At 38.5% G+C, this 12,088-nt stretch carries 10 protein-coding genes; 7 read left to right on the top strand and 3 right to left on the bottom strand.

The annotated features are described in order from the left end of the window. Positions 1-61: 61 nt before the first annotated feature. The 3 genes from DD649_RS11380 to typA form a co-directional block, all read right to left on the bottom strand. Positions 62-802, bottom strand: a complete 741-nt coding sequence (locus tag DD649_RS11380; RefSeq protein WP_294107130.1) for a MurR/RpiR family transcriptional regulator — start codon at positions 800-802, stop codon at positions 62-64. A 188-nt stretch (positions 803-990) separates the two neighbouring features. Then, complete coding sequence (locus DD649_RS11375; protein WP_336430721.1) at positions 991-1,452, bottom strand: helix-turn-helix domain-containing protein; 462 nt, start codon at positions 1,450-1,452, stop codon at positions 991-993. 350 nt (positions 1,453-1,802) lie between these two features. After that, the gene (gene typA / locus DD649_RS11370; protein WP_294107128.1) at positions 1,803-3,623 is read right to left on the bottom strand and encodes a ribosome-dependent GTPase TypA; all 1,821 of its coding nucleotides are present in this window, start codon (positions 3,621-3,623) and stop codon (positions 1,803-1,805) included. A gap of 431 nt (positions 3,624-4,054) precedes the next feature. Between typA and DD649_RS11365 the strand changes: the two genes are divergently transcribed. From DD649_RS11365 to DD649_RS11335, 7 genes are all read left to right on the top strand, one after another. Further along, entirely contained in the window at positions 4,055-4,849 is a 795-nt protein-coding gene (locus DD649_RS11365; protein ID WP_294107127.1) for a PadR family transcriptional regulator, read from the top strand. Positions 4,850-5,113: 264 nt separating this feature from the next. Continuing rightward, a complete protein-coding gene (locus tag DD649_RS11360) occupies positions 5,114-5,689 on the top strand; it encodes an HdeD family acid-resistance protein (protein ID WP_294107126.1) in 576 nt (191 codons plus the stop codon). A gap of 386 nt (positions 5,690-6,075) precedes the next feature. After that, on the top strand, positions 6,076-7,485 hold the full coding sequence (gene glnA, locus DD649_RS11355) for a glutamate--ammonia ligase (protein WP_294107125.1): 1,410 nt from the start codon (positions 6,076-6,078) through the stop codon (positions 7,483-7,485). 180 nt (positions 7,486-7,665) lie between these two features. Next, on the top strand, positions 7,666-8,715 hold the full coding sequence (gene glnL / locus DD649_RS11350; RefSeq protein WP_294107124.1) for a nitrogen regulation protein NR(II): 1,050 nt from the start codon (positions 7,666-7,668) through the stop codon (positions 8,713-8,715). 10 nt (positions 8,716-8,725) lie between these two features. Next, entirely contained in the window at positions 8,726-10,198 is a 1,473-nt protein-coding gene (gene glnG / locus DD649_RS11345; protein ID WP_294107123.1) for a nitrogen regulation protein NR(I), read from the top strand. A gap of 629 nt (positions 10,199-10,827) precedes the next feature. Further along, positions 10,828-11,352 carry a fimbrial protein gene (locus DD649_RS11340; protein WP_294107122.1) on the top strand — a complete coding sequence of 175 codons (525 nt, stop codon included), beginning with the start codon at positions 10,828-10,830 and terminating at the stop codon, positions 11,350-11,352. A 58-nt stretch (positions 11,353-11,410) separates the two neighbouring features. Continuing rightward, positions 11,411-12,079 carry a molecular chaperone gene (locus DD649_RS11335; protein WP_294107121.1) on the top strand — a complete coding sequence of 223 codons (669 nt, stop codon included), beginning with the start codon at positions 11,411-11,413 and terminating at the stop codon, positions 12,077-12,079. Positions 12,080-12,088: the final 9 nt, after the last annotated feature.

Here is a 12,088-nt window from a genome sequence, read left to right as displayed (position 1 = left end):
TTTAATGGCTTATTAATATAAAAGAGTGCCACAACTATAATCTAATTATTTGTTATAAAATTTAAATTAAGTTTTCTAATTCGTTTATCAGTAAATCCGCTAAAATAAAAAAGCCTATCCTTGATTTTGTGTCATCTTTTTTCGTATCGTGATTATCTGAAAAACAAAATAGAGTATTATTCGCGTAGGTCGTTAATTCATTGGTATGAAAAGCAGTCATACTAATGATATTCGCTTCTTTTAATTGTACAATTTTTGCAGTTTCAATAATTTTTTTGGTTCCCCCAGAGAGAGAAATAAATATCACTGTATCGTCCTTATTGACTAAACGAGTGAAGGTGTCAGACAAATTGTAATCATTAATGAAAAAACAGTGTAGCCCCAGCGCAAACAGCAAGTGCTCAAGATAATAGCCAACCGCTTTACTGGTTCCCCTTGTAACAATAAAGATATTTCTAGAGTTGCGCAAAAGCTTAGCGCAATCATGGATCTGCTCTTCATTAATCAAGGTAAAACTTTTAGTAATATTCTTTTCTAATTGTTTTTTATAAGAGGATGAATTAATTTTATCTTTTTTATTTTCCGTTAAAATATGATTACTAATTTGGAACTTAAGCTCTTTAAATCCACTAAATCCTAATTTTTGAGATAAATTAATGATCACCGTTTTTGAGACAAAAGTCTTAGCGACTAATTCATTGATATTTAAGTAAGGAATATCCGCAATATTATCGGTGAGATACTTCAGTACCTTTTTTTCGCTACTCGTTAAAGCATCGTAATTTTTCAAAAAATCCAACATATCTCACCTAATAAATTGAGTATCACAATCCCATCAAAAGCTAGGGGTAGAACATCGTCAACAAGATAAAAGACATATAAACCGTCAATTAATTGATTATACGTTAAATAGTGTATTTAAATAGGACTTGAAATAGCATTCTGTGAGTTACATGAGTAATTAAGTGAAAATATGCATTCGGCCATATTTCAACGATTACTTATCTTTCTCAATCGCTTTGCTTTCCATCGATTCACCATTTCATCAAGAAAGAACAATTTAAGCGCTTTTATCACTAAAATCCCCCCCCAAATGCTAATCAGCCAAATCGGCCAATTTCGATGAGGAGTGAAAAGAAAATTAACAATCAAAATTACACCACAGACTATAATCGCAATAATTATATTTTTAAATAATTTGGCTTCATCCTCTACCCGCTTTTTGGCTAGGGTAATTCGATTATCTAGCTCTGAACTTTCAATCAAGACTTCTGATGAGAGTTCAGACACACTAACATTAAAAACTGAGGCAAGAGCACTAAGCGTCTCTAAACTAGGCGTTTCACCATTTTCGATTCGCTGGATAGTTCTTATACTAAGTGATGACAATTGAGCTAATTGATCTTGAGACCATGCTCTTTGTAATCTCAATATTTTAACTTTATTATTCATAGCAATAGCACCTTAGAGTTAATTGAGTCATTGCTTAAATTAATACATCAATCAGCTATGTAATCGTGACGACAGGAATACGACTTAACGACGACACCATCATGACAATAATATAATTAGTAAAAATAAGCTCATTTATATCTCTGATTGCTATCATTATTACAGCAATGAATACGAAATAACCGCACTCTAACTTTGTAGCAGTACCTTATTGATTGGGCTCGCTGTTAATGTTAATTGCATAAAACTATCATCGTTGATGATAGAAGCTTAGCAGTAATTAATTTAACGATAGACGTAAAAAAGGCACTTCATATTGAAGTGCCTTTTCGTATATCTAATGACTAAAATTAGTCTTTGCTGCGACCTGAACGACGACGGTCATTCTCAGTCAAATGACGCTTACGCAGGCGAATTGACAGTGGAGTCACTTCAACTAGTTCATCATCATCGATAAACTCAAGCGCTTGTTCTAGTGTCATTTTAATTGGTGGTGACAGTGTTGTTGCTTCATCAGTACCTGACGCACGCATGTTAGTCAGTTTTTTACCGGTTAAGCAGTTAACTGTCAGGTCATTTGAACGAGAGTGAATACCGATGATTTGGCCTTCATAAACTTCCGCACCGTGACCTAAGAATAATTTACCGCGATCTTGCAGGCTGTATAGAGCATAAGCAACTGCTTTACCCTGACCATTAGAAATCAGAACACCGTTTTGACGGCCGCCGATTTCGCCTGGGCGAACATCATCATAATGGCTGAATGTTGAATACAGTAAACCTGTACCTGAAGTCATTGTCATGAATTCAGTACGGAAGCCAATCAAACCACGGCTAGGAATAACGTAATCAAGACGCACACGGCCTTTACCATCTGGCATCATGTCACGTAGGTCGCCTTTACGCTCACCTAACGCTTTCATGGTATCGCCTTGATGTTGCTCTTCAACGTCTAAAGTCACTTGTTCGAATGGCTCTTGCTTACGACCATCGATTTCACGAATGATAACTTTTGGACGCGAAACAGCTAACTCGAAGCCTTCACGACGCATGTTTTCAATCAGAACAGATAAGTGAAGCTCACCACGACCAGAAACACGGAATGCATCTGGATCTTGAGTTTCTTCAACACGCAGTGCCACGTTGTGGACTAATTCTTTGTTCAGACGATCAAGAATCTGACGTGAAGTCACATATTTACCTTCACGACCACAGAATGGTGAAGTATTGACGCAATAGAACATACTAACTGTTGGCTCATCAACGGCCAGAGCAGGCAGCGCTTCAACATTACCTGCATTACAGATAGTGTCAGAAATGTTCAATTCACCCAAACCAGTCAGAGCAACGATATCGCCAGCTTCTGCTTGTTGGGAATCGATACGCTCTAGACCTAAGTGAGTCAGAACTTTACCGATTTTACCATTACGTGTTTTACCTTCGCTATCGATAACAGTGACTTGCTGATTAGGTTTTACAACACCGCGTTTAATACGGCCAATACCAATAACACCTAAGTAGCTGTTGTAATCTAGCTGTGAAACTTGCATCTGGAAAGGACCTTCCAGATCAACACTTGGTGGCTCAACATACTTCACGATAGCTTCGTATAGTGGGGTCATGTCTTCAGCCATTTCAGTATGCTCAAGACCAGCAATACCCATCAGAGCTGATGCATAAACAACAGGGAAATCGAGCTGCTCATCCGTTGCACCTAAGTTAACGAATAAGTCGAATACTTGGTCAACAACCCAATCAGGACGTGCACCTGGGCGGTCAACTTTATTGATAACAACAATTGGTTTTAGGCCATTATCAAAAGCTTTTTGTGTTACAAAGCGAGTTTGCGGCATTGGGCCGTCAGTTGCATCAACAACGAGTAGAACGCAGTCAACCATGGACATAACACGTTCAACTTCACCACCGAAATCGGCGTGGCCTGGGGTGTCTACGATGTTGATGTGGTAGCCATTCCATTGAATAGCAGTATTTTTCGCAAGGATTGTAATACCGCGCTCTTTCTCCAAGTCATTGGAGTCCATAACACGCTCATCAACTGTTTCACGTTCACCGAAGGTGCCCGATTGTTGCAGTAATTTACCAACCAGTGTTGTCTTGCCATGGTCAACGTGAGCGATGATGGCGATGTTTCTTAAGTTTTGAATTGACAAGGATTTTTACCGTTTAATTGACAGAAAAGGAATATGCCTTTTGAGTCGTTATTATAGCTCAAAGCATACTTTCTACGTTAATTTGCTGTTATTTTACACGTTTTTCCACACAAGTGGAATAAATGTGAAACTCATCACTGTAAAAAAAGTTTTTAATGAAAAAACATCCAGTTGCATAATAATGCCAGAATATTTTAGAAAATAGCTCATATCAGCACTGAGAAATCACAAAGTGGTAGAATAATACGCTAAAAACTAGATATTAGCAGCCAAAAAAAAGAATAAAAAATAAACTTTCTTTCATTATCACCGTTTTTAATGTCTTTCTTCTATATTTAGATATATCTAAATTGACACTTTCGATATATCTAAATATAGTAATACCACAATATCTTTTTAGATATATCGAAAATATAATAAGGAAATACTATATGCTAATTCATTCTTGTCGTCATGTATATTATTCACATCATGATGAAAACCATCACGGTCATGGCGCTGGCTGCTGCCACAGTGAAAACCGTCACGAACACGGCGAAGGTTGTCATGGTGAAGGTCATCATGGTCGCGGTCACGGCGAAGGCTGTCATGGTGAAGGTCGTCATGGTCGTGGTCACGGCGAAGGCTGTCATGGTGAAGGTCGTCATGGCCGCGGTCACGGCGAAGGCTGTCATGGTGAAGGTCGTCATGGTCGTGGTCACGGCGAAGGCCGCCGCGGTAGAGGTAAAGGCTTGCGTCGTTTATTTGACCATGGCGATCTCCATATCATGGTGCTTTCGTTAGTAGCAAAAAAACCAAGCTATGGCTATGAAATCATTAAAGACATTCAAGAAGCTTCGAATGGCCTTTATGTGCCAAGCCCAGGTGTTATCTATCCAACACTGACACTACTAGAAGAACAAGGCTTTCTTGAATCGCAAATTGTTGAACGTAATCGTAAAAGTTTCACCCTAACTGCGGAAGGTGCTGAACACCTAGCGCAAAATAAAGATATAGAAACAATGATTACGCGAAAATTAGCAAAAGCTCGCGATATGCAACAAGGCGTCAATTTAACTGAAGACATTGAAATGGCAGTTAGCCGCTTCAAAGCACTACTGCGCCATAAAATGGTTTTAAAACAGTTAAATGAAGAACAAACTCGTCAAATTGCAACGATCATCAATGATGCAGTTAAACAAATTGAAGAAGTAAATACATTACTCACTGACAATGACGACGAATAGTCAAACCGTCACCATTCTCTACTTCTGTAAAACTTCAGCTCTGTGCTCAATCATCAGCACAGAGCTGTTCTTATTTTTGCTCATCCTCTGTTCCGACATCTCTATTACTTAAATAACCTTCTTTTATACTTCAATTTCAATCTACTAAATATAAAATTGCATTCCTTTTAGAAGTTACTTAATCCAAATTCTGTTTGAAAAAATCGAACGAATATCATTTATGGTGTATATTTTATTGATATTCTTTCATTTAGGAGGTGCACCATGCTAAATATTAATCGCGAGCAAATGTCAAAACTCGCCTCAGAAGAACTCAAAAAACAACGGAATTTACTGATCGTACTTGCTGTATTGCTTTTTGTTGGCGGTATTTTTTGCCTGATCAATCCAATGATCTCAGGTATTGCCGTGAGCGCTATTCTTGGTATTTTATTTATTATGAGTGGCTTAGCGATCCTCGTCAGCACTTTCAGTTCTAGCTTATATTCAGGCTGGTCGAAAATATTCAGTTTCGTCATTGGGGTGGCTTACTGTACTTTGGGCTATTCTTTTATTAAAGACCCGATTCAAAGTTTAGTTCTACTTGCCATTTTTGTTTCTGTCCTGTTTATTATTGGTGGTGTGGTCAGATTATATGTTGGATTTCAACAAATTAAGACATCCAGTGGCTGGGTACAAATTCTCATCGGTATCTTAGACTTCGTGATTGCATTCCTGTTAATTGGCAATGGCCCGCTAACATCAATCACCTTATTAACGACCTTAATTGGTATTGAAATGTTATTCAGTGCTTTTAGCTTATTTACGCTGTTGAGCATTCTCAAAAAGAACCAATCTTAATATTCAAAAAAAGGATGCTATTGTTAGTCGCATCCTTTTATTTTTTTATTCGCTTATTCACTTTCAAAAGCGCCCATATTTAATCTTTTCACTACAACTTCATGACACTCAATTCAATATAGTTGGCTTTTTCTCACCATTTTGGTGCACCCCTGAGATTGATCGCACCAATACTGTGCAATCGTTCACCTTTACCAACGCTAATACTTATTATTTCAGCCTAACGATCAGTATTTATTATACTTTATAAAGTTGGCACGATTTTCGCTTATATTAATTGCAGAATTGCAGAGTAATAAAAACTGACACTGCAAAGCCAGACAACCAACAAATACATCAACCCAATATTGTCATTTGTTGATTAGACCCGACCAGGAGAGCCGAGAATGTCCGCTGAACATATTTTATCGTTAATTGAAGAGCACAATGTAAGATTTATTGATTTGCGTTTTACCGACACTAAAGGTAAAGAGCAACACATCACTATCCCTGCTCATCAAGTTGACGAAGACTTCTTTGAAGAAGGCCAAATGTTTGATGGCTCATCATTCGGTGGTTGGAAAGGAATCAATGAATCTGACATGGTATTGATGCCAGATCCGTCAACGGCAATGATCGATCCATTCTTTGCTGATATCACCTTAATTATTCGTTGTGATATTTTAGAGCCGGGCACCATGCAAGGCTACGGCCGTGACCCGCGTTCAATTTCAAAACGTGCTGAAGATTTCCTACGTTCTAGCGGTATCGCTGATGTTGTTCTATTCGGACCAGAACCAGAGTTTTTCGTCTTTGATGATATTCGCTTTGGTAACAGCATGCATAGCAGCTACTACCACATCGATGATATCGAAGGTGCATGGAATACAGGAACTAAATACGAAGGCGGCAACAAAGGCCATCGTCCTTCAGTAAAAGGTGGGTATTTCCCAGTTCCTCCAGTCGATTCATCACAAGACCTACGCTCTGCAATGTGTACTACTATGGAAGATTTGGGTTTGGTAGTTGAAGCTCATCACCATGAAGTTGCAACAGCAGGCCAAAATGAAATCGCAACCCGCTTTAATACAATGACGAAAAAAGCGGATGAAACCCAAGTTTATAAATATGTCGTGCACAACGTTGCACACGCCTTTGGTAAAACGGCAACCTTTATGCCAAAACCATTAGTTGGCGACAACGGTTCTGGTATGCACTGCCATATGTCCCTATCTAAAGATGGTGTTAACCTATTCGCAGGGGACAAATACGGCGGCTTATCTGAAATGGCGCTGTACTATATTGGTGGCATCATCAAGCATGCGCGCGCATTAAATGCATTCACTAACCCAACGACTAACTCATATAAACGTTTAGTCCCAGGTTTTGAAGCACCTGTCATGCTGGCATACTCTGCCCGCAACCGCTCAGCATCTATTCGTATTCCAGTGGTTGCCAGCACTAAAGCACGTCGTATTGAAGTTCGTTTTCCAGACCCTGCGGCTAACCCATATTTAGCTTTCGCAGCACAGTTAATGGCCGGCCTTGATGGCATCATCAATAAGATCCACCCAGGCGATGCGATGGATAAAAACCTGTATGACTTACCACCGGAAGAAGCAAAAGAAATCCCAACAGTGGCAGGTTCATTAGAGGAAGCACTGGCTGAATTGGATAAAAACCGTGAGTTCTTAACTCGTGGTGGTGTATTTACCGACGATGCTATCGATGGCTATATTGAATTACTGCGTAGCGACATTCAACGTGTTCGCATGACGCCACACCCACTCGAATTTGAAATGTACTACAGTGTGTAACACGCCGTTCCACTGCTAGTCTTTGTTGCCGTGAAGCACTTGCCCCATCTATGATGGGGCCTTTTCTCTCTAAATAATAACGGTAGCAAAACTAAATTATCGACGTTAAATTGCGGTGTTACTCAGCAAATCAGGTATAATGCACCAAAATAGTGCAGATTAGTGCAGGAGTAGAACCGTATGAAAACCGAACATTTGCCCGCGCCGGAACATATTCTCGATTCACTGCTTAATAGTGTGCTGATACTGGATTATGATTTGGTTATTCACTATGCCAATCATGCCGCATTACAGATCTTAACCCAGAGCCAGCGCAAACTTTATGGTACCCCCTTTCCGCTATTATTCAGCTACTGTTCATTGAATGATGAACTGATGCTAAATAGCTTAAAAGAAGGCCATAGCTTTACTGAAAATGAAATCACATTGGTATTTAATAACCACTCCCATGTGATGTCTCTCAGTGCACAACCATTTTCTGATCAATTCATTTTAGTTGAACTGTCACTACTCGATAGCCAACGACGCCTTAGCCAAGAAGTTGCCCAAAATGTGCAACAGCTTGCCGCTCGAGAACTTATCCGTGGTCTTGCCCATGAAATAAAAAATCCACTTGGGGGATTACGCGGCGCCGCTCAACTATTATCTAAAGCGCTACCAGACCCTAAACTTAACGAATACACTCAAGTCATTATCGAGCAGGCCGACCGCTTAAGAGCATTAGTCGATAGACTACTTGGCCCACAATATCCAGGTCCGAAAACTCAGCAAAGTATTCACCACATTGTTGAAAATGTGACACGTTTAGTCGCTTTAGAAAAACCGGATGATGTGACGCTAATTCGTGACTATGACCCGAGTTTACCCGACCTAGAACACTACCCTGACCAAATTGAGCAAGTGCTATTAAATATCACTCGTAATGCATTACAAGCACTTGAGAAAACAGGGGGAACCATCACTTTGCGTACTCGCACCGCATTTCAAGTAATGTTGCAGGGTGAGCGTTATCGATTAGCCGCACGTATTGATATTGAAGATAACGGCTCCGGTATTCCGTTATCTATTCAAGATACCTTATTTTATCCCATGGTCAGTGGGCGACCAGATGGCACAGGTTTAGGACTCTCTATCGCACGCAGTTTAGTTGACCAACACTTGGGCAAAATTGAATTTACCAGTTGGCCGGGACACACCGAGTTTTCTATTTATCTACCAATCAAAAAATAGGGGATAACCCATGCAACAGGGAAAAATTTGGGTCGTTGATGACGACAGTTCTATTCGCTGGGTATTAGAGCGTGCGTTAAGTAGCGCTGATTTTGATTGTACCTGCTTTGATAGCGCCAATGCCGTACTTACCGCATTAGAAACTGACCTCCCTGATGTGTTGCTATCTGATATTCGCATGCCAGGTACTGATGGTCTAGAACTACTCAATCAACTAAAGCAATCTCATCCCCTGCTACCGATTATAATTATGACAGCACACTCTGACCTTGATGCTGCGGTTAGTGCTTATCAATCAGGGGCATTTGATTATCTACCCAAACCGTTTGATATTGATGAAACCGTCGCCTTAGTGGAACGTGCGTTAAACCATAGCCGCGAGCAAAATCATACCAATCGAGATACTAAACAAAAAGCACCGATTGTCTCTTCCACCATGATAGGTGAAGCCCCTGCCATGCAGGAGGTATATCGTATTATCGGTCGTTTATCTCGCTCATCAATTAGTGTGCTTATTAATGGTGAATCGGGAACTGGTAAAGAATTAGTGGCTCATGCGCTACACCAACACAGCCCACGAGTGAACGAACCGTTTATTGCACTCAATATGGCCGCAATTCCCAAAGACTTAATTGAGTCAGAACTTTTTGGTCATGAAAAAGGCGCTTTTACTGGTGCGACACAAGTTAGACAGGGGCGCTTTGAACAAGCCAATCGGGGCTCTTTATTTTTAGATGAAATTGGTGATATGCCCCTTGATGTTCAAACCCGATTACTCCGAGTGCTCGCTGAAGGACAGTTTTACCGTATTGGCGGTTATACTCCGGTCAAAGTAGATGTCCGTATTATTGCCGCCACTCACCAAGATTTAGAAAAACGTGTCAAAGAAGGTTTATTTCGCGAAGACCTTTTTCATCGATTAAATGTTATTCGGGTGCAGTTACCTCCATTACGAGAGCGTCTTGAAGATATTCCGCGTCTTGCTCACTTTTTTTTGCAAAATACCGCAAAAGAATTGGGTGTTGAAAGTAAAGTACTCCATCCTGATAGTGAAAAAATTCTTCAACGCTATTATTGGTCAGGTAACGTTCGCCAATTAGAAAATGTTTGCCGCTGGTTAACAGTAATGGCGGCAAGCCAAGAGATTTTACCCCAAGATTTACCGGATGATTTATCTGATGAATCGCATCCTAAAGCGCATAAATCTGACAATCAGACTCAACACTTAGCACAAACACAACCCGCCTTATCACGAACGCTTAGTAATGAAGGGGCTTGGTTTGAGCAATTAGCCCAATGGACAGATAATGCGTTAATTGAAGGCAAAGAAGATTTACTCGCTCAAGCTCTTCCTTTATTGGAGCACACGATGCTAAATTGCGCGCTCAAATACACCAATGGTCATAAACAAGAAGCCGCACGTTTATTGGGTTGGGGTCGGAATACGTTAACACGTAAATTAAAAGAGTTAGGTATAGAGTAATTTTCTCGTCGATAAATGATAATTAGATTGGTGAATATAACCACCAATCTCTTATTTATATCATCGAAATAAGATCTAAGGCTAATCAATGGCTAAAGAAAACAACTAAATTATTAAAATTAAGACTAGATATTGATAGAGCCAAAAACAAAAAAACATTAAATTCTTCATAAATAGATTAGAACATAAAACGCTAAAATAATGAGTTTAACAATGTTCACACTATTTCTACGCTATAATGACAAAAAAAGAATATACATATTCGATATGTACTATAAAATAAAGAAACAACATGTGAATTTAAATTTCAAACAATCACCATATACGAGATAAATAAACACTTAAAATCACCCTGCAATTATTAATAGTTTATTATCGTTATTTAACTTAAACAATTACCGCCCCGAAAAACAAAAATATAAATTATCATCTAACTCCTACTTAATTTTAACTCATAATGTGTTTAATAAAATTATAATGTAATTATTAAATTTAATTCTCTTATATTAAACCAATTTCCTCCTGACTTGTTTATTTATAAAAATAGACTCAAAATACACTCCAGTTGAGTAAGTGATTATTCGCACAACTCAATATAATTAAATAAAAACCTTTTTGGAGAGAATTGAATGAAAAAGAACTTACTTGCATCATTAATTGCTGCAACATCTATTTTTGCTGTTAGTAATGTATTTGCAGCGGATGGTACTATCGACTTTACAGGGGAAATCACAGATCAAGCTTGTGAATTAGCAGCAGGCTCAGATGCTTTAAAAGTTAACTTAGGTAAAGTATCCAAAAAAGCACTACCAACTGCGGGAAGTACAGCTGCGGCAACTAAATTCACAATTAAATTAATTAATTGCCCAAGCACCGTTACAGCAGCATCAGTTAAATTTGATGCTGACTCTTATTTAGGTGATGACTCTGTCATTAAAATAAAACAGGATACTGGTGCAGCTACAGGTGTAGGGATCCAGATTACTGATGACGTAAATACTGTCGTACCATTATTTACAGCGTCTAAGACTTATCCACTCAAAGAAAATGTAGAAAATAATTTAGATTTCAGAGCGCGTTATATTGCTAAGACAGATGCAGTCACTGTTGGTCCTGCTAATGGTTCTGCAACATTTACAATTAATTATAACTAAATAATTCATAAGGTTTAAATGGAATTAAACCTTATTTCATATATTTACTGGTGGTGATATGAAACACATTGTCTATTTTTTTATCTCTTTATTGATAGTTATCAATACAGCTCATGCAGGTGTGATCATTGGTGGAACACGTGTTATTTATAACGAAGGCAATAAAGATGTCAGTATTAGTGTTGAAAATCCAGATAAAATCCCTTATTTAATTCAATCGTGGATAGACGGAATTGATGAAAAAAAACAATCGGATTTCACCATAACACCTCCGTTATTTCGTCTCAATGCAGATAAAACTAATGCGCTTAGAATATTTCTAACTGAGAATAAATTACCTAAAGATAGAGAGTCATTATTCTGGCTAAACATAAAGACAATACCAGCCACTGAAAGAACTGAAAACTCGCTACAAATTGCCTTTAAAACACAAATGAAATTAATTTATCGACCAACATCAATAAAAGACGTTAATTTCGTTGAAGAACAAAAAAAATTAATTTGGTCTAAATCGGGAAATAAAATTATCGTTAAAAACCCGACACCCTATTACATGAATTTCCAAAGTATTACATTTAACGGTAAGAAAGCGATTGATATCTCCTATGCGGCTCCATTCTCTACTGCATCATTTGAAATTAATGATACAGCAAGTAATGGCACCGTTAAATGGGAAGTTATTAATGATTATGGTGCGGCATCAGATGCATCGGAAATTAAAATATAGTCTTTATAA

This window comes from Providencia sp. (assembly GCF_003533305.1).
Lineage (GTDB): Bacteria > Pseudomonadota > Gammaproteobacteria > Enterobacterales > Enterobacteriaceae > Providencia.
Note: the sequence above shows the minus strand (reverse complement) of the source record. Positions and strands in the feature narration are given on the sequence as shown.

Bases quoted from the DNA above. Each gene is read 5' to 3' on its own strand.
- DD649_RS11375 (WP_336430721.1), bottom strand. From the start codon at position 1,452: ATGAATAATAAAGTTAAAATATTGAGATTACAAAGAGCATGGTCTCAA.
- DD649_RS11365 (WP_294107127.1), top strand. From the start codon at position 4,055: ATGCTAATTCATTCTTGTCGTCATGTATATTATTCACATCATGATGAA.
- glnA (WP_294107125.1), top strand. From the start codon at position 6,076: ATGTCCGCTGAACATATTTTATCGTTAATTGAAGAGCACAATGTAAGA.
- DD649_RS11340 (WP_294107122.1), top strand. From the start codon at position 10,828: ATGAAAAAGAACTTACTTGCATCATTAATTGCTGCAACATCTATTTTT.
- DD649_RS11335 (WP_294107121.1), top strand. From the start codon at position 11,411: ATGAAACACATTGTCTATTTTTTTATCTCTTTATTGATAGTTATCAAT.
- glnL (WP_294107124.1), top strand. From the start codon at position 7,666: ATGAAAACCGAACATTTGCCCGCGCCGGAACATATTCTCGATTCACTG.
- DD649_RS11360 (WP_294107126.1), top strand. From the start codon at position 5,114: ATGCTAAATATTAATCGCGAGCAAATGTCAAAACTCGCCTCAGAAGAA.
- glnG (WP_294107123.1), top strand. From the start codon at position 8,726: ATGCAACAGGGAAAAATTTGGGTCGTTGATGACGACAGTTCTATTCGC.
- DD649_RS11380 (WP_294107130.1), bottom strand. From the start codon at position 802: ATGTTGGATTTTTTGAAAAATTACGATGCTTTAACGAGTAGCGAAAAA.